The 22,766-nt window shown below is 60.0% G+C and carries 18 protein-coding genes and 1 pseudogene; 7 read left to right on the forward strand and 12 right to left on the reverse strand.

Features of this window, described 5'->3' with window-relative positions:
• Positions 1-41 precede the first annotated feature (41 nt).
• The 3 genes from ACTQW0_RS03265 to ACTQW0_RS03275 all read left to right on the forward strand — a co-directional run bounded on the left by ACTQW0_RS03265 (position 42) and on the right by ACTQW0_RS03275 (position 5,654).
• A complete protein-coding gene (locus tag ACTQW0_RS03265) occupies positions 42-1,802 on the forward strand; it encodes a TerB N-terminal domain-containing protein (RefSeq protein WP_441566930.1) in 1,761 nt (586 codons plus the stop codon).
• Positions 1,795-3,093, forward strand: a complete 1,299-nt coding sequence (locus ACTQW0_RS03270; RefSeq protein ID WP_441566932.1) for an ATP-binding protein — start codon at positions 1,795-1,797, stop codon at positions 3,091-3,093. Before ACTQW0_RS03265 ends, ACTQW0_RS03270 begins: the two co-directional genes overlap by 8 nt.
• 116 nt (positions 3,094-3,209) lie before the next feature.
• A complete protein-coding gene (locus ACTQW0_RS03275) occupies positions 3,210-5,654 on the forward strand; it encodes a DEAD/DEAH box helicase (RefSeq protein WP_441566934.1) in 2,445 nt (814 codons plus the stop codon).
• 203 nt (positions 5,655-5,857) lie between these two features.
• Here the strand turns inward: ACTQW0_RS03275 and ACTQW0_RS03280 are convergent, their stop codons facing one another.
• From ACTQW0_RS03280 to ACTQW0_RS03295, 4 genes are all read right to left on the reverse strand, one after another.
• The gene (locus ACTQW0_RS03280) at positions 5,858-6,733 is read right to left on the reverse strand and encodes a spermidine synthase (protein WP_441540930.1); all 876 of its coding nucleotides are present in this window, start codon (positions 6,731-6,733) and stop codon (positions 5,858-5,860) included.
• Positions 6,734-8,641, reverse strand: coding sequence for an elongator complex protein 3 (locus ACTQW0_RS03285; protein ID WP_441540928.1), 1,908 nt, complete (start codon positions 8,639-8,641; stop codon positions 6,734-6,736). It abuts the gene before it with no gap.
• 98 nt (positions 8,642-8,739) lie between these two features.
• On the reverse strand, positions 8,740-9,636 hold the full coding sequence (locus ACTQW0_RS03290; RefSeq protein WP_441566936.1) for a DUF4097 family beta strand repeat-containing protein: 897 nt from the start codon (positions 9,634-9,636) through the stop codon (positions 8,740-8,742).
• A complete protein-coding gene (locus ACTQW0_RS03295) occupies positions 9,636-10,352 on the reverse strand; it encodes a helix-turn-helix domain-containing protein (protein WP_441566938.1) in 717 nt (238 codons plus the stop codon). Before ACTQW0_RS03295 ends, ACTQW0_RS03290 begins: the two co-directional genes overlap by 1 nt.
• Positions 10,353-10,619: 267 nt before the next feature.
• Here ACTQW0_RS03295 and ACTQW0_RS03300 point away from each other — a divergent pair, with 267 nt between their 5' ends.
• The 3 genes from ACTQW0_RS03300 (at position 10,620) to ACTQW0_RS03310 (ending at position 15,441) form a co-directional block, all read left to right on the forward strand.
• The gene (locus ACTQW0_RS03300; protein WP_441055196.1) at positions 10,620-11,492 is read left to right on the forward strand and encodes a class I SAM-dependent methyltransferase; all 873 of its coding nucleotides are present in this window, start codon (positions 10,620-10,622) and stop codon (positions 11,490-11,492) included.
• Positions 11,493-11,610: 118 nt separating this feature from the next.
• Positions 11,611-12,492: a tRNA (guanine(46)-N(7))-methyltransferase TrmB gene (gene trmB / locus ACTQW0_RS03305; RefSeq protein WP_154517108.1), complete on the forward strand. Its 882-nt coding sequence runs from the start codon at positions 11,611-11,613 to the stop codon at positions 12,490-12,492.
• A gap of 267 nt (positions 12,493-12,759) precedes the next feature.
• Positions 12,760-15,441 carry a DEAD/DEAH box helicase gene (locus ACTQW0_RS03310; RefSeq protein WP_441566940.1) on the forward strand — a complete coding sequence of 894 codons (2,682 nt, stop codon included), beginning with the start codon at positions 12,760-12,762 and terminating at the stop codon, positions 15,439-15,441.
• Between the two features lie 79 nt (positions 15,442-15,520).
• On the opposite strand, the gene ACTQW0_RS03315 is transcribed toward ACTQW0_RS03310, so the two are convergent.
• The 7 genes and pseudogenes from ACTQW0_RS03315 to ACTQW0_RS03345 all read right to left on the reverse strand — a co-directional run.
• Entirely contained in the window at positions 15,521-17,278 is a 1,758-nt protein-coding gene (locus ACTQW0_RS03315) for a DUF2130 domain-containing protein (protein ID WP_441540920.1), read from the reverse strand.
• A 150-nt stretch (positions 17,279-17,428) separates the two neighbouring features.
• Positions 17,429-17,989, reverse strand: coding sequence for a metallophosphoesterase (locus tag ACTQW0_RS03320; RefSeq protein ID WP_441540919.1), 561 nt, complete (start codon positions 17,987-17,989; stop codon positions 17,429-17,431).
• A gap of 51 nt (positions 17,990-18,040) precedes the next feature.
• The gene (locus ACTQW0_RS03325) at positions 18,041-18,220 is read right to left on the reverse strand and encodes a hypothetical protein (RefSeq protein ID WP_154517096.1); all 180 of its coding nucleotides are present in this window, start codon (positions 18,218-18,220) and stop codon (positions 18,041-18,043) included.
• Positions 18,221-18,238: 18 nt separating this feature from the next.
• A complete protein-coding gene (locus ACTQW0_RS03330) occupies positions 18,239-18,565 on the reverse strand; it encodes an HIRAN domain-containing protein (RefSeq protein WP_117655201.1) in 327 nt (108 codons plus the stop codon).
• Between the two features lie 123 nt (positions 18,566-18,688).
• Entirely contained in the window at positions 18,689-20,068 is a 1,380-nt protein-coding gene (locus ACTQW0_RS03335; RefSeq protein ID WP_441566942.1) for an aldehyde dehydrogenase, read from the reverse strand.
• Between the two features lie 8 nt (positions 20,069-20,076).
• Positions 20,077-20,313, reverse strand: a complete 237-nt coding sequence (locus tag ACTQW0_RS03340) for a hypothetical protein (protein ID WP_441567012.1) — start codon at positions 20,311-20,313, stop codon at positions 20,077-20,079.
• 103 nt (positions 20,314-20,416) lie between these two features.
• Positions 20,417-20,590 (reverse strand): annotated as a pseudogene (locus ACTQW0_RS03345) (iron-containing alcohol dehydrogenase); the annotation flags it as partial.
• Positions 20,591-20,995: 405 nt separating this feature from the next.
• Between ACTQW0_RS03345 and ACTQW0_RS03350 the strand changes: the two are divergent.
• Entirely contained in the window at positions 20,996-21,556 is a 561-nt protein-coding gene (locus tag ACTQW0_RS03350; RefSeq protein ID WP_154517090.1) for a ferritin family protein, read from the forward strand.
• Positions 21,557-21,806: 250 nt separating this feature from the next.
• Here the strand turns inward: ACTQW0_RS03350 and ACTQW0_RS03355 are convergent, their stop codons facing one another.
• Positions 21,807-22,679: a hypothetical protein gene (locus ACTQW0_RS03355; RefSeq protein ID WP_441559628.1), complete on the reverse strand. Its 873-nt coding sequence runs from the start codon at positions 22,677-22,679 to the stop codon at positions 21,807-21,809.
• Positions 22,680-22,766: the final 87 nt, after the last annotated feature.

The following is a 22,766-nucleotide window of genomic DNA, read 5'->3' on the forward strand; positions in this document are numbered from 1 at the left end:
TGATATGAGGTCACCGAAGCTGCGTTAGGAGAGGAGAAGCGGTGGCCGACCAGGACGTCAAGATGCTCATCGAGCGCATTATGGCCGAGGCCCGGACCCATCAGTCCGCCCACTTCTCAAACGAAATCTATGCTGACGAGCCGATTCTCAAGACCGGTCGACAGATGCAGAACTTCCTCCCCGACCAGTACCGCAAGATGCGCGAGATATCGCGCTGGCAAGATGATCCCAAAGGCGGCGCGGGACGTTGGCTATCGGAGGCGGAGCTCTTTTACCGCCAAGGCCTGCTGATGGCCGACTTCGAGGACGATTGTCCCTACAACGGCACCTTTAAGTCGTACTTTCCCACCTACAATGCCATGAGCGATCGACAGTTGCGCGGCTACTTTACCTGGCGTGCCCAAGTGCGCCGCGGAACTGTCGAGGAAACGTCTACGTCCTTTGCCTTCCTGTATCTCTATGAGCTGATCTGCGGCATTGGCGTAGATGACCCACTCGATGGCTTTAGCAAGATCAAGGCCTTTTGGAACGCCTATCGTGCCTTCGAGCCCGGCATCGACCGGTTTGCACGCGTGTGGTTGCAAGATTACGCCGTTTTCCACGGGCTCGACCCCAAACTGCTTCGCGACTCTAAAACCGTCATGTTCGATAACGCCCTTATCGAGCTGCGGCGCGCGGCTCGAGACCTTGCACCTGCACCGACGCCGTCGGATCTGCCGCCTGCGCGTCGTAAGACCTCCGAGCCTACGCTCCCCCTCCCGCCCGACGAGGCGGGCGAGGAGCGACTCATGGCCGCTATCAACGCCCTCTCCACGTATAACCTCGATAACTCTAGACTCGATCGCAGCCACCATCGCGACCTACGCCACGTGGCATGTGCCGTGTACGTCCGCACGGCGCGCTACTATGACACGCATCGAAAGACCGGTATCGTGGCGAGCTTGTTTGGGGAGGAGACGGCCATGCCCTATACCATGTTTGCCTCGGCCGTGTTCTTTGCGCCCGAACGCCACGAGGACTGCGAATACCGTCTTGACCCCATCCATATCTACCGCTGCCAAAACGGTTTTTGGGAATGCATGCGAATTCACGGCAGCAGGCAAAAGAGCAGCAAGCTTGGTGAGATGATGCGCGCCTGCGACCAACGTCTGCGCCTGGCCCTAGCCCCCGCCCACCCCCTGAAGGAGGAGAAGGTCCCCAAATATCTGGCCAAAATCATCGATGACGAGATCGTGGCATGGCTTTCGTGGGATGCCGCACACCAGCCCGTCAAGATCGATATCGATTTGAGCCAGCTGGGGCACATTCGGAGCGCCGCCGCGCAAACGCGTGAAGCGCTTTTGATTGATGAGGAGCGCGAGGACGGCACGCCCGTGGAAGCCGAGGCAACGCTTATCGAGCAGCCGGGCCGCGAGCCTGCGCCCGGCATGACTGCCGAACCTGGCGAGATGACCATTCAGCAAGACGAACCCGACGAGCCGACTGTTTCCGCCGAAGAGTTTGGCGTCATGGCACCGTTCCTCGTGTCTGCGCCCGCACCCGTAACGCCCGCGTCTGCCGAAGCTACGAACAAACTCGCGCCCGCCGAAGATGCCTTTCTTCGCGCACTCCTCGAGCAAAACACAGCGCAAGCGACATCGGCAGTGGAGAGGTCGGGCCAGAGCGAGGATATGCTCGTCGACAGCATCAACGAGACGCTCTTTGACCTGGTGGGAGACACCGTTATCGAGTTCGGCGCGGCAGGACCGCAAATTATCGAGGATTACGAAGCAGACGTGAGAGGATACCTAGACCATGAGTGATACCGCATCCGCAGCACCCCGCGTGCCCAAGCGCGTCGCTGCCGTCATTCTCAACTCACTCAAGGGCGGTGTGGTCCCGCGCATCGGCCTTCCCTATATCACCGTAGGGCGCGAGGTCGAGATCCGCGCCCTGCTCACCGATTTGAGTCTCATCGCCGACGGTGGCGCGAGCTTCCGGTTTCTGGTCGGTCGCTACGGCGCAGGCAAGAGCTTTTTGCTCCAGACCATCCGCACGCACGCCATGGGCGAGGGGTTCGTCGTCGCCGATGCCGACCTGTCGCCCGAGCGCCGCCTGCAGGGCGGTCAGGGGCAGGGCCTTGCCACCTACCGTGAGCTCATCCGCAACATATCGACCAAGACGCGCCCCGAGGGCGGTGCGCTCAACCTTATTCTGGATCGCTGGGTCGCCTCGTGTGCCGACGTCGACGAGTCGGTCGTCAATGCCCAACTGGCCCCGCTCGAGGAGATGGTCCACGGCTTCGACTTCGCCCGCATGCTCCGCCGCTACCGCACGGCCGTATCCGAGGGCGATGAAGAGGCCATGAGCCGCGTAACCAAATGGATCCGCGGCGAATACCGCACCAAGAGCGAGGCTCGCGCCGAACTGGGTTCCTCGACCATCATCAGCGATGACGACTGGTACGACTACGTTAAACTCATTGCGCGCTTTTTGGTCTGCAGCGGCTACAAGGGCATGCTGGTGCTCATCGACGAACTCGTGAATCTGTATAAGATTCCCAACGCGATCACGCGCCAATACAACTACGAGAAGATCCTGACCATGTACAACGACACGCTCCAGGGCAAGGCGCAGTACCTGGGCATGATCATGGGCGGCACGCCAACCTCCATCGAAGACCGCCGCCGCGGCGTGTTCTCCTACGAGGCCCTGCGCAGCCGACTCGCTCAGGGCCGCTTTGCACGCGAGGACCTTAAGGACATGCTCGCGCCCATCATCCGTCTGCAGCCACTCACCTACGAAGAGTTGCTGGTGCTGATCGAAAAACTCATGCAAATTCACGCCGGCTACTTTGGCTGGACGCCCACGCTTACCGAGAGCGACCTGGTGGACTTCCTCAAGATTGAGTTCGGTCGCGTGGGAGCCGACACGCATCTGACGCCGCGCGAAGTCATTCGTGACTTTATCGAGCTGCTCGACATCCTATGCCAAAACCCCAACGCCAACGTGGCCGAGCTGCTGCAAAGCGTCGGCGGTGACGCGCCAGCAGCCGCAACAGACGACACCGGCACCGCAGGCGCCGACCGCAACTTCGCCGAATTCGCCATCTAACCTGCCAAAAAGGGACAGGTTTATTTTGGCAGGTTTTACCTGGGCAAACATTGAAGCAGTCATGCAGCAAGCCACTGCCCGCCGCGTTGAGAGATTCGCTTTTGAAAGGAGGCCCCGTGAACGCCTTTGACCGCTACGCCCCGTTTATCCAAGACTTCATCTACTCCCACGATTGGGAGAGTCTCCGCTCCATTCAGGTTGCGGCGGCAGATGCCATCTTTAACACACAAGACAATGTGCTCCTGACGGCATCCACGGCTTCCGGCAAAACCGAGGCGGCCTTCTTTCCCATCCTGACCGAGTTTTGGGAAAGGCCGCCCGCGAGCGTGGGCGCCCTCTACATCGGCCCCCTCAAGGCGCTCATCAATGATCAGTTCGTCCGCCTTAACGACCTCTGCGAAGAGGCCGATATCCCTGTCTGGCACTGGCATGGCGATGTCTCGCAGTCGCACAAGGCTAAGCTCATCAAAAAGCCGAGCGGCATCTTGCAGATTACGCCCGAGTCACTCGAGGCGCTCCTGATCCATAAGCACATGGCGATCCCGCGCATGTTTTGCGACCTGCGCTATGTGGTCATCGACGAGGTCCACTCGCTCATGCGCGGCGACCGTGGCGGGCAGACGCTCTGCCTTATCGAGCGACTCTCGCGCATGGCCGGCGTGCAGCCTCGACGCATTGGCCTTTCGGCCACCATCGGCGACCCCGAGCGCACGGGCGCTTTTCTCTCACAGGGAACGGGACGTGACTGCGTTATCCCCCGTTTTGAGGAACCGCGCCGCGTGTGGCGCATCTCCATGGAGCACTTCTACAACTCGGGTCCCCAGGCACAGCAGCGGGGATTCGAGAGCATGGGTCCTCAAGAGGCCGAAGTGCTTGTCTCCGAGCGCATTGAGGCAGCGGCACCCACGGCGCTGCCGGCCGACACCCAAGGCACGAGCCACAGCGGACAGCCCACACAGGACAAGCGCCGTCAACGTCGCAAACGGGCACAGGGTAAGGCTAGCTCCGGGAACCGCTGCACTTCTTCGGCCCCCGAGGGCGAAGTCGACATCCCCCGGGCCGCCGAGAAAGCGCTCCTCAACCCCACCGACACCGCACCCGACAACGCCGATCCCGGCATGGGCTATATCTTCGAACACACCCGCGGGCGCAAGTGTCTGGTCTTTGCCAACTCGCGCGAGGAGGCAGAGGCCGTATGTTCCATGCTGCGCAGCTACTGTGAGAGCCGACACGAGCCTGACCGTTTCCTCATCCATCACGGCAATCTTTCGGCATCGTTGCGCGAGACGGCAGAAGAGCTCATGCGCGATGAGGAGCAGGCACAGACGACCGTCACCACCTCTACGCTTGAGCTTGGCATCGATATCGGCCGTCTGGAGCGTGCGTTTCAGATCGATGCGCCATTTACCGTCAGTTCCTTTTTGCAGCGAATGGGCCGCACGGGACGCCGCGACCTTCCGCCCGAGATGTGGTTTGTCATGCGCGAGGAAGAGCCCGAGCCGCGTACGATGATGCCCGAAACCATTCCGTGGAAGCTCCTGCAGGGCATCGCACTCGTACAACTCTATCGCGAGGAAAAGTGGGTCGAGCCGCCCGAGCTCGATCGACTCCCCTACAGTCTGCTCTATCACCAGACTATGTCGACGCTTGCCAGCACCGGAGAGCTCACGCCGGCAGAACTTGCCCAGCGCGTGCTCACGCTCAGTTATTTCCACCGCGTCTCAGCCGATGACTATCGCGTGCTGCTGCGTCACCTCATTAAGATCGACCATATCCAGGTCACCGAGGGCGGCGGGCTCATCGTGGGCCTCGCGGGCGAGCGCATCATCAACAATTTTAAGTTCTACGCCGTGTTCCAGGAAAACGAGGAGTTCACCGTCCGCAGCGAGTCGGCCGAGCTGGGCACGATCGTCAATCCCCCACCGCCCGGTGAACGCATCGCCATCGCCGGGCACTGCTGGATTGTCGAAGAAGTGGACTGGAAGCGCCACACCGTCTTTGCCACGCAGGTCAATGGCCGTGTGCCGGCCTACTTTGGCGACTGCCCCGGCGACATCAACACGCATGTACTCGAGCGCATGCGTAAAGCGCTCAACGAACATGCCGCGTATCCGTACCTTATGGGCAACGCGCGGGCCCGCTTGGCGCAGGCTCGCCATACGGCCGAGATTTCGGGTGCGGGCACTAGGCCACTCATTAACCTGGGCGGCGACACCTGGGTGCTCTTCCCCTGGCTGGGCAGCTATGCCTTTTTGGCGCTCGAGCGCATGCTCAAGATTAAATGTGCCGCGGAGCTGGGCCTTCGCGGACTCGACCCGTCGCGCCCGTACTTTATGCAGTTTAAGATGAAGGCCGACGAAGAGACGTTCTTTGAGGTGCTCGCCACCGAGGTCGAGAAGGACTTCGATCCCATCGAGCTCGTCTATCCCGGCGAGGTGCCTTACTTTGATCGTTACGATGAGTTCGTTCCCGAAGAGCTCGTGCGTAAGGGCTTTGCCGAAGGCGTGCTCGACATAGATGGCATGAAGCAGCGTGTCCGCAGCTGGCGCAACCACGCATAAAACGGGGCTGACTATATGAGCAGTCAATTTGGGACGGGGCTATTTTAGCTGCCTTGCAGGTAAAGCGATAGGTTTGGCCGATTAGTGGCAGGGATAGCTAAAATAGCCCCGTCCCAAATTGACTGCTCCCGATGTGGAGCGAGCCGGCATCCGAAAGCAGCTAAAAAGCCCCGTCCCAGAAAGACTGGTCGCAGAAAGACGCGCTAGTCGTGAAGGACGGCGCCGAGGAAGTCGGCGTCAAAGGGCACGGCTTCGGCAAAGGCATAGTTCCCGTCGCTGGCGATGAGCAGGTAGTTTTCCTCGCCGCCGAACTCTGTATCGCCACAGGGGACCACCCAGGCGTGGGCAAATACCTCGAGTGCCGTGGCAGCGCAGTCGCGCAGGAACGTTACATCGCTCCCCTCGTTTGCGCTCACGATATTGGCAACGTAGATACCCCCGGGGTTCAGGCTGCCCCGCACTAAACGCAACGCCTCAACCGTCGCCAGCTCGCCTACGGGCTCGGCACCGCCAAAGCAATCGCTCACGACCACGTCGTAGCGACGATGGCCCACACTCGTCACACCCAGATACGAGCGAGCCTCAGCGGTTATCACCCGCAGGCGATCGCCCGCCGCGCGCTCTAGCTCGTCTAGGTAGAACCAGCGGCGCGCCAGGCGCGTGATCTCTCCGTCATACTCGATAACGTCCATGCGCAGGCCCTCGTGCGACATCAGCGCAAATTTGGGATAGGCAAACCCGCCGCCACCTAGCATAAGCATACGGCTGATACCGTGACCATAAACGTCACGCATCGCATCCTCGGCCTCAAACACGTCGTCAAACGCGCGATAATACGCAAAGACGGGCTCCGCCCAGCGCTCGCCGACGTAACTCGCGCTTTGGTAGACACTGCCTTGCACCAATACGCGGACTTCATCGCCGCCCTCATCGTGCACGCGTTTCACACGCGCCAATCCATTGCGGGTTCGCGCGACCTGCAGGCAGGCAGCGCGAACGGCGACGGCAGCCGCGCCCAGCGCCGCGGCTCCCAGAGCAACGCCGGCAACAACGCCGGCAGAAACACTCGGCTTGTTCATCTAGAGCTCCTTTTGCAGGTAAAGGCCATGGTCATAAAATCCAAGATGGCGATAGTACTCGCGCGTGCCAATCGCGCTAATCACGTTGATGCGCGCATACCCCGCATCCCGGGCAATCTCGCACGCACGCTCTACGAGCAAACGCCCCAACCCGTGATGCTGCGCCGCCTGGCCCTGGTCGCCCACGCGCGCCGCCATGCCGTACACGTGCACCTCGCGAATCATCGCCTCGTCCGGCATCGTCGGCAACTCGTCCGCATGCGCGGCAACAAACGAATGGTCGGGCAGCGACAGGCGCAAAAAGCCCGCAATCTTGCCCTGCGGCGTCACCCACTGCAAAAAGCGCTCGTGCGTCACCGGCGTCTCGTACGCCACATCCTCGTCAAGGGTCAGCTCATCCAAGTCGGCACCCGCCGTGCTGATCTCGCGATAGCGAATCTCACGCACCGTCACACCGTCGCCCCGAGCAGCCAGGCGGTTCTCGACGAGCTGACGCAGGTTGGGCTTCTTGTTGCCCACCATAATGTCGTCGGAGCTAAAATCGCGGATCATGCGGCTGATACGGCAGAACGACGGCGTCACCACGATGTCATCGGCTAGCACGTCGAGCAGCTCCTCCTCGGTATAGGGGCGCCACTCGCCGCGCTCGTAGCAGCCCACCAGACGCGAGCCCTCGATGAGCGCGCACGGGTAGACCTTGACCTCGTCGGGCATAAAGGCCCCCTCGGTCATAAAGCGCTCGTAGTCGCGCTTGTCCCCCTCGGGCGTGGCGCCCAGCAGGTTGAGCATAAAATGCGCATGGATCTTAAAGCCAAACAGGCGCGCAAGCGAAAACGCCCGCTCGATTTGGCCCACCGAAATGCGACGCTCGTTGATATCGAGCAGGTGCTGGTCGAGGCTCTGGATGCCCATCTGGATCTTGGTGCAGCCCAGGCGGCGGATGAGCGTAAGCGCCTGCGGCGTTACGGCATCGGGGCGCGTCTCGATAACGAGTCCCACCACGCGATGCTTCGCCGTCTCATTGATGTGCTGCTGACGCTCGAGCTCCTCCATCGTTGCCGTCTGCCACTCGGCGACCTCGCCCCATGGCGTACCGGGGCCGTACAAACGACGCACCGCACGGTTATAGCCGCCCACGGCAGCATCCACACGCTCCTGCTCGTCGGCAACGCCGGCAGCGAGCGTGGCCTCGTCTATCGCAATGCCGGCAGCCCGATAGCGCTCGCGACGCTCCGCCACCACCGGCGGCAGCGCATCGGCGGGTGCATCGTCGAGCAGACGCCCCGCCTCGGCACGGCTGATGCCCGGACGCGCCAACATGGGGTTGGCAGCCACACCAGCCACGGCATCGTCATTGAGCGCACGGAAGAGCTCCGACATAAACCACGTCTGATACCCTTGCGGATAGTCGCTCCAGGTACCACCGAGCACAATGAGCTCAATCTTATCGGTCGCATGCCCCATCTGCGAAAGCGCGGTCAGACGAGCGCTCACCTGCAGATACGGATCAAAGCAGTTTTGCTCAGCACGGGCGCACGCGGGCTCGGCATGCAAATAGCTTTTGGGCATACGCAGGTCGTTGGGGCAAAACAGGCAATCGCCCGAGCACGGCCACGGCTTGGTGATGACGGTAATGGTCGCCACGCCCGAGGCCGTGCGGCGCGGCTTCATGCGTAGCACCTGCAGCAGTTGACGCTCTAGCTCGGCATCGACATTCCACCCAGCCCAACGAGCCGGCTCCTCACGTTTAACCCGCTGGTAGAACGGCAGCAGACGGCGCTTGGCCAAATCGCGTTTGTCGGCACCCTCACGGCGCGCCTCGGCATGTATCAGCTTGACGAGCGCCTTGTCGTCCACGGTCTCGCCGCGACGCAGGGCTTTAAGTATGTTCAAGATAATCTGTTCCATGCCCCCATTGTAAAGGCAAAGGCGCCGAAGCCCGTCGCGGCTCCGGCGCCTTCATCAAACAGCGCAGCTATGGTTTATAAGTCTTCGATAGCCGTCTGTCACTCCGGATCAAACGACATGTCGCCCGAACCGACCTTAAAACGATACGTGGCAGACTTATCGCCGTTATCGAATTCATGATTCAAAATAGTCTCGCCATCGTAGCCAAGCGGAAGGAAATCGCTCTCGAAGTCGCCGCTGCCCACGGTAAGGCTCGCCTTAAAGCCCGTAGAATTCGGAACCGTCATCTCCACATCGCCCGAGGCCACGCTCACGTCCATCGACTTCGCGGGGGCCTGGTAGAGCTCGAACGTCGCATCGCCCAAACCGACCTCAGCGCTGAGCGCATCAGTCACGCTGCCCGTAAACTCTACATCTCCCGCACCCAGGACAAGATCGAAACCATCACAGATGACACCGGCAATCTGCAGATCACCCGAGCCCACGTGCGCGTTGACTCCCTTCAGATGTTCGGCAACACGGCGTGGCAGCTCAACCGTAACTGAGCGATCGATTGCCTTACCGTCATCACTTCCAAACTGGGAAACCTTGAGCGTCGAGTCCTCGACGGATGCGATGTTTTGCTTCGCGGCCTTGGAGGCATCCATACCCTCGGCAACGCGCCCCCGCTCTATAACGCGAGCCTTGTTGCCATCAACAACCTTGACGTCCACCGAAGCCGCATTGATATCGAAATCGAGGTAGCGGAACTCATCGGCATCAAAAGTCGCACTCGAAAGTTGCTGAGGCCGAGCGGAATAGTTACCGCTATTCAAGGAATCGTCCTCGTCAAACATATCGTCAAAATCAGACAAATGGCCAGATAGAATACCGGTCGTACGCACCATATCGGAATGAGCCAATAGCCGCGAAATGCCAAAGACAAGCCCAATGATGAGCACAAACGCTCCGACGCCAACGCCCAAGCGTACCTTGGATTCATGCGAAAGCTTCATCATTCATCACCCTCTTTGGCAATCGGCTCAGCGGTAGTCGCGGTAGCCACGTCAGCATCAACCGCAGCGGAAACATTCTGAGCCCTAGCTGTCACCGGCGCCGGACCAACCTGGATATCACCGCGCGCCCAATCGCCATCGAGCGCACGCGCCACCCAGTGATAGATAGGGATCGTAAAGAAGATGAGCGCAGCAAAGGGGCCGGCGCCAAACGGGAACATCAGCAAAAAGAACAGTAGCCAGCACACGGCCCAATACGGGAACGACTGGAACGGGCCCTTCGCCGGAGTCGAGCCAACTGCACCGCCACTCGTCGCCTGCGCCGTAGCAGCGTTGGCGGCCTGCGCACTCCAGCTTGCCGCTTGTGCCGCCTTGGCCGCAGCATCACTCGCCTGTGTTGCCGCCTCGGTGGCACGTGCCGCCGCCTCATGGGTGCGGGCGCGCTCCGCGGCCTCGGCCTCGCGCTGGCGGGCGCGGTCCTCGTTCTCAAACTCGATATCGTCCTCGATCTCGTCGCTCGGATTGAGCAGCTCGTCCAGGCTCACGCTATAGAGTTTGGCGAGCGAGATCAGGTTCTCGGTATCGGGCGAGCTCTCCGCGCGCTCCCATTTACTGACCGCCTGGCGCGACAGCCCCAGCTTTCGCGCCAGCCCTTCTTGGCTAAAGCCTTTGCTGCGGCGAAGGTCGACGAGCCGCTGCGCAGTTTCTACATTCATGGTTCCTCCTATGTGATGCCAGCCGTGCCGCCGGACCGTTTTTGTTCTTAAGGCGCCTTGCACAGTTAAAAATCTATCCGCCACCGCCAAAAGCATGCCGCCTATTCTAGTGAGATTTTTGACAACCGGCGGTTGCGGGTGCATATGAGCTGCGGAAATGTGTCCAAACAAAGCAATGGCACCTAGCCCGGTTGTCCCCGTTGCGGCGTTAACGGTAGTATGGTCGTACTGTTTATTCCGCACCGCCAACGGAGGGAGTCCCGCGCCGTGAACCGCGATTTCGCCTCATCGCTCATCCAGCTCAACAACACGTTCTATCGCGAGCACTCCGCCTCCTTTTCCGATACGCGTCAGGCCCCGTGGCCCGGCTGGGTGCGCACCATGGATATCGCGCTCGAGCAGCTCGACGTCGCCACAATCGAGCATCCCGTCCGCGTCTTTGACCTTGCCTGCGGCAATATGCGATTCGAGAACTTTGCCGCCGGCGGCGCACTTGCCGCCAAGGGCGTCGACGGCGCAAACTCCTCGGCAGATGCCAGCTGCCCGTTTGAGTTCTATGGCGTCGACTCGTGCCAAGACCTGGCTATCGATGCACACGGTCACGCCCTGCGCATTCCCAACCTGCACTTCCAGGAACTCGACGTGCTCGATGCCCTCATGAAGCTCAACCCCGCCGAGACTCCCGACGTGCTTTTCGACGCCCCGCTCGCCGATATCTCGGTCTGCTTTGGCTTTATGCACCACGTGCCGTCGTGCGAGTACCGCGTACGCGTGCTCGACGCCCTGGTGCGCCAGACGCGCCCGGGCGGCATCATCGCCATTAGCTTTTGGGAGTTTATGAACGACGAGCGCATGGCGCGCAAGGCCGTTCGAGCCGAGGCCCGCGCCGAGCTCACCCCGCCGTTTGAGGGTTACGATTCAGCGCAGTTTGAAGCCGGCGACCACCTCATTGGCTGGCAAAACGACCGCCATGCTTACCGCTATTGCCACCACTTTGACGATCAGCAGATCACCGACTTAGTGCGCGGCGTGCGCACGTTCTACAAGAGCGGAGAGGTCCCCGTACGCGAACTTGAGCGCTTCCATGCCGACGGTCGCAGTGGCGAGCTCAACCGCTACGTAATCCTCAAGCGCCTGTAGGCACCGACGACTCGCCGTCGAGCCGCACCGCGTCTTTCGGGCAAACTATGCCTACCTTTTTTCAACCCATTGACGGAACGCGCAGCTAAGCGTTCCATACTTATGACCAAGGAGCCTCATGGGAGCCGTCCACGTTCGCACGCCTAAGAACTTTGTGCTCGAAGAGCGCCTGGAGCGCTACGCCGATGCGATTGAGACGAACCCTGAAATCTATGCCGGAGATTGGCGCGAGGCCTGTGCGCCCGCAGGCAGCAAGTCTTTCGAACACCTTCACCTGGATCTTGGCTGCGGCAAGGGAACGTACCTTGTAGAGCGCGCGGCCCACGAGCCAAACACGCTCTTTATCGGCATGGACCAGGAGCCCATCTGCATCGCCTATGCCGCACAGAAAATCTGCGAGCAGGAACTGACCAACGCACTCGTCCTGCCCCGAGGCGCCGCATCGTTGCCGCAGCTGTTTGCCACAGGCGAGCTCGATGCCATCACCATCAACTTTCCCACGCCGCAGCCTAAGGCCAAGTACGCCAAAAAACGACTCGTCCATGTCGACCATCTGATGCTCTACCGCCCGCTTTTTTCAGCCGGCGCCACCGTCACGCTGCGCACCGACAGCAAGCCATTGCGCGACTACGCCCTGGGGCAGTTTGCCGCGGCCGGCTACGACACACTTTGGGTAAGTGACGACGTTCGCCGCGACCATCCCGAGCATCCCGAGACCGAATACGAGCGCCGCACGCGCGAGATGGGTGCCGCCGTCTATGGCATTTGCGCCACTCCCGACGCGCTGCCCAGCGACGAACAGCTCACGGCGGGTCGCGCGCAGGAGCAAAGCCTTGCGTGCTACCTGCCCGACAATCTCGATGAGCTCACCTACGTGCCCCTCGGCATGGAAGAGGCCGTCGAGAACTTTAAAAACCGCGCCCGCAAGGGCAAGAAGCGCTTACCGCAGGAGTCCCAGGGGCCTCTGATGGTCGCGGCTTCGGCAAACAAGCGCAAATAGGCGCCAGCAAACGACCCTCAAATCTAAGTGAGTAGACTTTTTTGCAATAGCCAAGCACAACCCGCATAACCAATACTAAAACCGCAGGTAGAGCCTTTGCGCAAAAGCCATGTGCTCGCGATATTGCAAAAAGTCTACTCACTTAGTTGGCAACTGCACCAAACAGCTGGGCAGAACGCCCATTTCCTGCATTTTCTTGCCTGCGAACGCATCGATGCGACGCTACGCCATAATAGTTGGCGGACAATCGCGAGAGAAAGCAAACACATGGCACAGACCACGACAGATACCGCCGCCAGCACCGTCTCCGGTGCCGGCGCCGCCAGCTCGTTCTCGGGCGGCACGGGAACCGAAGCCGAGTTTGGCTCGCTCGGCGCGCTCTCTCCCACCTGGTGGGAGCCCGAGGACGGCAGCGAGCCCGAACCATGGCTCACGCCCGATCAGGCCTTCGAACGCTTCTTTGAATGGACGAGCGACCGTGGCATTGAGCTGTGGGATCACCAAGAAGAGGCCCTCATGGACCTGGCCGCCGGCGATCACGTCATTTTAGGCACACCGACCGGATCGGGTAAATCGCTCGTCGCACTGGGCATGCTCTTTATGGGCATGGCTCAGGGCAAGCGCTGCTATTACACGGCCCCCATCAAAGCCCTGGTCAGCGAAAAGTTCTTCGACCTGGTACAGGTACTCGGCCGCGATAACGTCGGCATGATCACCGGCGATACGCATATCAATACCAAGGCGCCCGTCATCTGCTGCACGGCCGAAATCCTTGCCAACGATGCGCTGCGCGAGGGCGAGGGCGCCGACGTGGGCTGCGTGGCCATGGACGAGTTCCACTACTTTGCCGACCCCGACCGCGGCTGGGCCTGGCAGGTACCGCTGCTCACCCTGCCCCACACGCAGTTTATGCTCATGAGCGCCACGCTCGGCGATGTCTCCGCCATCGCCGCCTCGCTCGAGGAGCACACCGGCGCTGCTTGCGACTTGGTTGTCGATGCCCCGCGTCCTGTTCCGCTGAGCTACGACTATGTGACGACCTCCCTCGAGGGCACGGTCGAGCTCGCCATGCGCCGTGGCGAGGCCCCGCTCTATATCGTGCACTTTAGTCAGGATGCCGCCCTTGCGACGGCACAGTCGCTCGCCAATTTTGGCATCGCCAGCAAGGAGCAGCGCGAAGCCATCAAAGAAGCGGCAAAGGGAACGAGCTTCTCCACGGCCTTTGGCAAGATTCTCAAGCGCCTGCTTGGATGCGGCGTCGGCGTGCACCATGCTGGCATGTTGCCGCGCTATCGCCTGCTGGTCGAGCGCTTGGCGCAGCAGGGCCTGCTGCCCGTCATCTGCGGTACCGATACGCTCGGCGTCGGCATCAACGTACCCATCCACACCGTGGTCCTCACTGCGCTCACCAAGTTCGATGGTTACAAAATGCGTCGCCTGCGCGCCCGCGAGTTCCATCAAATTGCCGGTCGCGCCGGTCGCTCGGGCTTCGATACCGAGGGCATGGTAATCGCCGAGGCACCTGAGCACGAGATCGAGAATGCCAAGCTTATGGCCAAGGCGGGCGACGACCCCAAAAAACTCCGTAAGATTAAAAAGAAAAAGGCCCCCGAGGGCTTTGTCTCATGGAACAAGCAAACTTTTGAGCACCTGATCGAGACGCAACCCGAAACACTCAAGCCACGCCTGCGCATCACGCACTCTATGGTGATTAGTGTGGTCGAGCAGGGCGGCAATGCCCGAGCCCGCGTACACGACCTCATCGAGACAAGCCTGCAGACCCCCGAAGAAAAGGCCAAGCTCGAGGTTCGCGCCGACGAGATCTTCGCCACGCTCATCGACTCCGGCGTCGTCGTGCGCACCGAGGTGCCGCCCGCACCCGACGCTCCGGCTGACGCCGCGCCGGACATCGACTACGCGCTGACGGTCGACCTGCCCGAGGACTTTGCGCTCGACCAGCCGCTCTCGCCGTTTTTGCTTGCCGCGCTGGAGCTGCTCGACCCCGAAAGTGAGACCTATACCATGGACCTCATCTCGATGGTCGAGGCCACGCTCGAGGACCCCAAGCAGGTATTGCGTGCACAGGAGCGCGCCGCACGCGATCGCGCTATGGCCGAGATGAAGGCCGACGGCATCGAGTATGAGGAACGCTTGGAGCGCATTCAAGACGTCACGTACGAAAAGCCGCTCGAGGATTTGCTCGACGCCGCTTTTGACAAGTACTGCCAGGAAGTGCCCTGGGCAAACGACTACCAGCTCTCTCCCAAGAGTGTCCTGCGCGATATGCTGGAAAGCGCGAGCGATTTTAAGGGTTACATTCAAAAGCTCGGCATCGCCCGCTCCGAGGGCATTTTGCTTCGCTACCTGGCAGAGGCCTACCGTTCGCTCGACCGCACCGTACCCATCGAGAAGCGCGACGAGCGCCTGCGCGACATTATCTCGTGGCTGGGCTTTGTGGTGCGCTCGGTGGACTCGAGCCTGGTGGACGAGTGGGAGAACGCCGGCAACCCGGCAGCCCTCGATGCCGCGCCGCCACAGGGCATCGACGAGGTCGTGGCGGACCGCCGCGGCTGCACGCTGCTGGTGCGCAATGCGCTCTTCCGCCGCGTGACCCTTGCCGCCCGTGAGCACGTTCGCGACCTGGGCGAGCTCGACGACGACTGGGGCATGAGCGAGATCCGCTGGCAAAAGGCCCTCGATGCCTACCATGAGCAGCACGAGGAAATCCTCACCGACGGAGACGCCCGCAGCGCCGCGATGTTTTCCATCGATGAGTCCGACGAGAAGACCGCGCACGTATGGCACGTGCACCAGATCTTTGCCGACGAGGACGGCGACCACGACTTTGGCATCATGGGCGATGTCGATCTGGACGCCACGCAAGACGGCGGTGAAGTCATCTTCAAAAACTACCGCGTCGGCTTTATCGAAGACCTGCTCGAGGACTAGTCGAACATACTGGAACGAAACGAAGCGGGGCCGTTGGCAATATCGCCAGCGGCCCCGCTTTTGCTCTATACGCTATGCCTTACTCGGTATCCTCGACCTCATACGAATCCGCCTCGGCTGGCTCATCGTTTGTCTCTGGCGCAGCCCCGCGCGCCTCGTCAAACGCCGCCTTCATGGTCTTGTTGCCCCACGTGAGCTTGCGAATGGTAAGATCATCGGCCTTCTTGTTGGCTAGGCGCAGATTGTTCTCGGAGGACAGCAATGCCTCCTTGGTTTTCTGCAGATGGCCAATCGTCTTGTCGATCTCATCGATTGCCGTTTGGAACTTGCGACTCGCGATCTCGTAGTTGCGACCGAAATCATTCTTGAACTTCTCCATCTTGGCTTCGAAGTTCGTGACGTCGATATTCTGCTGTTTGTACTCCGCTAGCTCCTGCTTATAGCGCAGTGAGCCCATGGCGGCGTTGCGAAGGAGCGTGATCATGGGAATGAAAAACTGCGGGCGAATCACGTACATCTTCTCGTAGCGATAGCTCACGTCGACTATCCCTACGTTATAGAGCTCGCTCTCGGGCTCGAGCAGCGTGCAGAGCACCGCGTACTCACAGCCTTTCTGGCGACGGTCGTGATCGAGTTTCTTAAAGAAGTCCTCGTTTTTATGCTTGGTCGCGGTCTCGTCGTTTTCGTTTTTCATCTCGAACATAATCGAAATGACCTCGTTGCCGCTCGCGTCGCACTCGCGGAAGATAAAGTCGCCCTTGGTACCCTCGGACGCATCGTTATCCTTCTCGAAGTACGCGTTGGGAAATGCCGTCATGCGCAGACGGTTAAACTCGGTTTCGCAATGCTGCTCGAGCGACTCGCCCACCATCTTGGTGGACAGACGGACCTTCATGTCCTTAAGGCGCTCGATCTCTTCATCCTTGTAGCGAATCAGGTCATCGCTCGCGCGCTTGGCCTGCGCAAGCTCGAGCTCGTGTGCCGCCTTGGCCTGTTCCTCGCGAGAATCGCGCACCGCCAGCTCGCTCGTCAGTTTGGCACGCGCCTCATCGCGCTCTCGCTCCGCCGCGGCGACCGCCTTCGACAGCTCCATTTTTGCAGAAAGTTCTTGCTCACGAAGCTGTGCACGAAGGCCCTCGGCCTCGCGCTCAGACTGAGCCTTTGCGGCGGAAAACTTCTCTTGTACCTTCGCGCGATAGTCAGCAAGCGCGCGCTCGGCCTCGCTGCGAGCGGCATCGAGCTCACGCTGCGACTCTGCCGCGGCAGCGGCAAGCGCCATCTCCTGGGCCTTGTCCGCCGCGGCAAGCCTGGCCTGCAGCTCGGCAATCTGAGCATCACGTGCAGCTAAATCGTTTTGAGCGGCATTGCGCGCCGCCGACTCGACGAGCTTGGCTTCGTCATCTTTGCGCTCCAGCTGCGCACGCAAATTGTCGATCTCGCGCTGGAGTTCGGCATTCTCCTTTTGAGCGTTGGCTCGTGCCTCTACCGCCGCGCGCTGGCTTGCACTCTCGCGCTCTGCGGCAGCGCCCTCGAGCTTGGCGCGCAGCTCGGCGAGCTCAGCATCGCGCTTGGCAACCTCTTGTGCCAGCTGTTGAGCTGCAGCGTTCTTCTGCTCGGTAAGCTGAGCGTTGCGCTGGGACTCTGCCTTTTGCAAGGCAGCCATCGAACGCGAGCGCTCAAGCTCCAGCGCTTGCTCGCCCTCGCGCTGGACCGCCTTCACACGCTCATCCAGGTCGCGAGAAAACTCGGCATCGCGCACTTGCTTGACGATATCCGCATAGCCGGACGCGTCGACCTTAAAAACTTCGCCACAATGCGGGCACTTGATCTCGTTCATAGCAGCTCCTCGCTGGACGCAAATATCAACCGCCTACACTCTACCGCGCCACACGGACAAAAAAGGCGCCGCCGCCATAATGGCAACGGCGCCAGAACCGCCACAAAGGTGCCCGTCCCCTTTGTGGCGGTTTGTATGACGGTTCGAGAATTACAGTCCAAAGAAGCCTAGGATTTGGTCACGGCTTACGGGCTTGTACTCGTTGGCATCGAGGCCGACATCGTAGCGAAAGGTAGGACGTTCGCGATCGCGGTTGCGCGCATTGGTGCGGTCTCCCCTGCTGTGGATATGCCCGTGCAGCATGATGGCGCCACGTGCCTTGCCATTCCAGCTGAGCATGGGGTAGTGGCTCATAACCAGACGATGACCCTTGGCATAGCCGGGGGCAATCTCCAGGTAATCACGCACGTCTTCCCAAATCTGCGGCACGTCGGGATCTTCCCAGTCGCCGTCATGGTTACCACGGATGAGCGTCACGTTCTGGCATTCAATGCGTTTACGCAGGCGCACCGCCTCCGCCAGGGGCAAACGATAGGTAAAGTCACCCAGAATATAGAGGCGGTCATCCGCAGCCACGCACTCATTGATGGCATCGATGACCTTGCGGTTCATCTCCTCAACCGAGCCAAACGGTCGGTCCATGTCGTGCAAGATATTCGTGTCGCCCAGGTGCAGGTCGGCGGTAAACCACATCATCGTCTCAGTCCTCATTTCGCAACGCGTCCAACTCGTGCTAAGTATACAGACGCAGCGATGCGACAGTTACCCAAAGAGCCCGCCAAACAGTCCGCGACGGCGCTTGTCTTTCTTTTTCGACGCATCACCCTGAGTTTTCTTGTCCTGTCGCATCTTACGGTCCTGCTCCAGCTCATCGTCGTCGAGTAGCATATCCCACTCAAACGAATCGTCCGTCAAATCGAACAGGTCATCGTCATCAAACATGGCAGCCTCCCTTACCGATTAGCGGGCATCCACCACATAGAGGCCAACGCGCACCTGGTGCCACGGGCTACGCTCGGGGGCAACCTGCTGCACGCGGGCCTCAAATACGTCCTCATGGCCGTAATACATCATCAAGGACAGCGGACCGACCTCGTTTCCCGGAACATAGCCAAGCTTGGTGTTGCCGTAGTAGATCGCAACCGCCTCGGGATCATGGGGATTATCGCGCTCGGCGCACAGCGTCAGTTTATCGCCCGCCTTAAGATCGCCCAGGACCAAAGCGCCGTCGGCATACTGAAATCCCGCAATGTGAAACGACAGAAGAACACGTGAAGGCTCGTACATAGCAACTCCCCTAACGGCCGGATAAAACGGCGCTTAACCTTATTGAGAAGTCTACGGGTCCGTGCGGACACAAATTCATCCTGCCTGCGTCTTTTCGACCGTTTGTCCCTACGCCATCTGATTTTAATGCACAAACATGCGCACGAATTTGTGCTTCCAGTTTGCGTAAGGGGCATAGCGAAATGGCACGTCCAGCCACGTTGCCTTGTTCACGATGCTCTTCTTGTGGCTAAACGTATTGAAGCTCTCGCGTCCATGGTACTGCCCCATACCGCTCGCTCCCATGCCGCCAAAGCCCATATGGCTCGTAGCCAGGTGCATGATCGTGTCGTTGACGCAACCGCCACCAAAGGGCACGTAACGCACAAAGCGCTGCTGAACCTCACGGTCCTGGCTAAAGATATACAGGGCCAGCGGCGTCGGACGATCCGTAATAAACGTCTCGGCCTCGTCTAGGCTCTCAAACGTCAGCACCGGCAAGATGGGACCGAAAATCTCCTCCTGCATCACGGCGTCATCGGGGGCCACGCCGTCCAAAATTGTCGGCTCAATCTTGAGCGAAGCCTCGCGCGCAGCACCTCCAAGCACGACCTTATCGGGATCGATCAGCCCATGCACGCGCGCAAAATGCTTGGCATTGACGATATGCCCGTAATCCTCGTTGTCGAGCGGATGCTCGCCAAACATACGGCGCGCCTCTTCCTTGATGAGGCCCAGCAACTCGTCGTGCACACGCGTATCGACCAGCAGGTAGTCGGGCGCCACACAGGTCTGCCCCACGTTGAGCCATTTACCAAAGGCGATACGCCGTGCCGCAACCTTCAAGTTTGCCGTCGCATCCACGATGCAGGGACTCTTTCCACCCAGCTCAAGCGTCACGGGCGTAAGGTTTTTACTTGCGCGCTCCATGACGAGCTTGCCGACCGGAACGCTACCGGTAAAGAAGATCTTGTCCCAGCACTCATCGAGCAGCGCTTCGTTCTCGGCGCGCCCGCCCTCGACAACTGTCACCAGGCACGGATCAAATGCCTCTTCGCAGATCTGCTTGAGCACCGCACTCGATGCCGGAGCATAGGCGCTCGGCTTGATGACCACAGTATTGCCCGCGGCAAGGGCGCCGGCGAGCGGCTCGAGCGTTAGTAAAAACGGGTAGTTCCACGGGGCCATGATGAGCGTGACGCCATAGGGCACGGCTTGCGTTTTGCACACACTCACGGCGTTGGCAAGGTCGCACGGACGCAGGCGCGGACGACTCCATCGAGCCACATGCGCGATCTGATGACGAATCCCGGAAAGCGACGTGCCGATCTCGCACATATACGCCTCGTCATGCGACTTTCCCAAATCGGTCTTGAGCGCATGGGCAATATCGGCCTCGTGGGCCCGCACCGCATCGCGTAAACTCACGAGCGCACGACGTCGAGCATCGACATCAAACGTGGCATGCGTCTTAAAGTAGACGCGCTGGTCTCCGACGATGCGCGCAATTTCCTCGGTGTTCATGGACCCTCCTAGTTCTCGCCCTCAAACATACCACCCGCGACGACCTCGTGCATGCGCATCAGCTCCAAACGGTCCATCAAAAGTGGAACGGGGTACAGCGGATTGGCCTCGGCATCGGCATGCGCCGCCATCTCGGGAATGTCGGAGCGGCGAATGCCCGTCACATATTTGGGAATGTCCAAGGCGGCGTTCATTCGATCGACCCAATCGATAAAGGCCTCGACGGCATGCGTCAGGGCGCCCATGCCCGTCTGCCCCGTAATGGAGGCGGGCAGACCGCGCGAACTCGGGGTCGTGCACCGCAAAGCGCGGGATAAGCACAAAGTCGTTAATGGGGTACTTGTAGTGCGTCTCGTTATCGGTGATAACCGCCGCGAGCGTGACTTCGCTTCCCGTGCCGGCGGTAGTGGGAACCGCAATAAGCAGCGGCAGGAGACGATGGACGCGCAACAGGCCGCGCATCTTGTTGATGGGCTTGTTTGGCTGTGCGATGCGTGCTCCCACGCCCTTGGCACAGTCCATGGCCGAGCCACTGCCAAAGCCGATAATGGCCTGGCAGGCGCTCTCTCAGCATGCTCCAGAATGCGTGGCTCGGTATAGGGCAGCACCGGCGATGCGATGCGAAAAACCGTTTGATACGTTCGGCACCAGGCGCAGCGGGCTAGATGCATAAAGGAAACTCCCTCATTTGTTGATTGGTCAACATTTGTTCGACTGATTGTACTCATCAGAGGTCGCAGGCGGCCTGCCAATCGTTAATCAATCAACATCTTCATCTCTCAAAATTGTTTTATCAAAAATCATTCCTAATAGGCTTCACATTTTGTTGCATTTATGGATAATAGAACTCGTCAAGACGCACGTCCGGAGAGGGCCCTTACGGGATCGGACAAGCGCCCCATCGCCATCCATCGAAAGGATCGAATCATGAAATTTGTTTGCCCCGTTTGCGGTTATGTGGAAGAGTTCGACGGCGACCAGCTGCCCGAGGATTTTAAGTGCCCCCAGTGCGGCGTTCCCGGTTCTCGTTTCCTGAAGCAGGAGGAGGGCAAGCTCGAGTGGGCTGCCGAGCACGTCGTGGGCGTCGCCAAGATGGAGGGCGTCTCCGAGGACATCGTTGCCGACCTGCGCGCCAACTTTGAGGGCGAGTGCTCTGAGGTCGGTATGTACCTGGCCATGGCTCGCGTCGCCCATCGCGAGGGCTATCCCGAGATCGGCCTATACTGGGAGAAGGCTGCCCACGAGGAGGCCGAGCACGCCGCCAAGTTCGCCGAGCTCCTGGGCGAGGTCGTGACCGACTCCACCAAGAAGAACCTCGAGATGCGCGTTGAGGCCGAGAACGGCGCCACCGCCGGCAAGACCGATCTTGCCAAGCGCGCCAAGGCCGCTGGCCTCGATGCCATCCACGATACCGTGCACGAGATGGCTCGCGACGAGGCCCGCCACGGCAAGGCTTTCGCCGGCCTGCTCAAGCGCTACTTTGGCTAAGCCAACCGCCTGAGAGATAATCTCTAACTTTAAAGGGCCCGAACCGCATGGTTCGGGCCTTTTTTCGTGTCTCATGAACTCGTTAACGCCCTGAAATAGGGCCACCTTCGGCATCGACTTCTCGTCAAAAACTAAGTGAGTAGACTTTTTGGAACTTGCCGAGCAGACCATCCATATTGCTCTATAAAGCAGCAGGTAAATGACTTGTTGCAAAACGGCCTGGTCGCCATCACGCCAAAAGTCTACTCACTTAGATCCGCGCCGTCCACGATCGAGCTGTTTTGTGTCCAATGGACATCTTTCCGTCGATTACTCCCAATTTTGTCCAGTCAACGAATAGTTCAGACCGGAGTAACGCCTCAACCCTTTGCTCATCCGAGCTTTTATCGCGATATTCAACATCGAGCATCCTGCATACGGCCTTAACGATCGCACGGAATCTATCCTCATCGGATATCTGTCCGTGTGTCAGGAGAAGCACGTCGTAGCCCATGGCTTGAAGCGCCGTCATGCGATCAGCGTCACGCAAGCCATCCCCCGCGCGCCCGTGCGAGGCCTTTCCCTGACATTCAATGGCCACCTGTCGCCTCCCGTCCGGCGAGGAAAGAAGTAGATCGATATATACGCGGGTCTTTCCTACAATCGCTCGTGCACTTGTGCTTAGCATCACTTTGACATTGAGCTCTATGCCGCAAAACCCTTCACCTCCCAGGGCTCGCGGCAGTCCAAGCAACAAATACGCCTCGACCTCAAAAGGCGAAGCGGCACCCAATGGAACGAGTTGCGACACCGCCATAAATCGATTGCCGTAACGCATCCCGCAAACATCTGAACAAAAACGGTCAAGGTCCCCATCCGAAACCAAAGCGTCGCGACGCCACAAATTTGAGGCGGCGCCGCCCTCGGACGGGCAGCGCACCCAACCCAACGTTGTCGAAATCGTACCCGAATCAATTGCACGCGAAAGCTCCACCTCAAGTGCCGCCGGCAGGGCGCATACCGCAAACAAGCCGCACATCTCCGCCAATACCAGCAGAAGTTGGAGATCCGTCAGATGTCGAGACATGATAAATGCCGTCAGTAGAGGAGACGTGACCAAAAATCCATGCTCCGTTTCCAGCACGGATTCCCTGGGGAGTTCACCAAGAAACAGCCGCTGCCTAATGTTGGCAGGGCAAGTCCGTTTGTTTCTCGTCCGAACCAATGTATA

Source organism: Collinsella sp. LCP19S3_B7 (assembly GCF_052121795.1).
Taxonomy (GTDB): Bacteria; Actinomycetota; Coriobacteriia; order Coriobacteriales; family Coriobacteriaceae; genus Collinsella.

Bases quoted from the DNA above. Each gene is read 5' to 3' on its own strand.
- ACTQW0_RS03270 (WP_441566932.1), top strand. From the start codon at position 1,795: ATGAGTGATACCGCATCCGCAGCACCCCGCGTGCCCAAGCGCGTCGCT.
- ACTQW0_RS03280 (WP_441540930.1), bottom strand. From the start codon at position 6,733: ATGAACAAGCCGAGTGTTTCTGCCGGCGTTGTTGCCGGCGTTGCTCTG.
- ACTQW0_RS03285 (WP_441540928.1), bottom strand. From the start codon at position 8,641: ATGGAACAGATTATCTTGAACATACTTAAAGCCCTGCGTCGCGGCGAG.
- ACTQW0_RS03290 (WP_441566936.1), bottom strand. From the start codon at position 9,636: ATGAAGCTTTCGCATGAATCCAAGGTACGCTTGGGCGTTGGCGTCGGA.
- ACTQW0_RS03295 (WP_441566938.1), bottom strand. From the start codon at position 10,352: ATGAATGTAGAAACTGCGCAGCGGCTCGTCGACCTTCGCCGCAGCAAA.
- trmB (WP_154517108.1), top strand. From the start codon at position 11,611: ATGGGAGCCGTCCACGTTCGCACGCCTAAGAACTTTGTGCTCGAAGAG.
- ACTQW0_RS03310 (WP_441566940.1), top strand. From the start codon at position 12,760: ATGGCACAGACCACGACAGATACCGCCGCCAGCACCGTCTCCGGTGCC.
- ACTQW0_RS03315 (WP_441540920.1), bottom strand. From the start codon at position 17,278: ATGAACGAGATCAAGTGCCCGCATTGTGGCGAAGTTTTTAAGGTCGAC.
- ACTQW0_RS03320 (WP_441540919.1), bottom strand. From the start codon at position 17,989: ATGAGGACTGAGACGATGATGTGGTTTACCGCCGACCTGCACCTGGGC.
- ACTQW0_RS03325 (WP_154517096.1), bottom strand. From the start codon at position 18,220: ATGTTTGATGACGATGACCTGTTCGATTTGACGGACGATTCGTTTGAG.
- ACTQW0_RS03330 (WP_117655201.1), bottom strand. From the start codon at position 18,565: ATGTACGAGCCTTCACGTGTTCTTCTGTCGTTTCACATTGCGGGATTT.
- ACTQW0_RS03335 (WP_441566942.1), bottom strand. From the start codon at position 20,068: ATGAACACCGAGGAAATTGCGCGCATCGTCGGAGACCAGCGCGTCTAC.
- ACTQW0_RS03340 (WP_441567012.1), bottom strand. From the start codon at position 20,313: ATGGGCGCCCTGACGCATGCCGTCGAGGCCTTTATCGATTGGGTCGAT.
- ACTQW0_RS03350 (WP_154517090.1), top strand. From the start codon at position 20,996: ATGAAATTTGTTTGCCCCGTTTGCGGTTATGTGGAAGAGTTCGACGGC.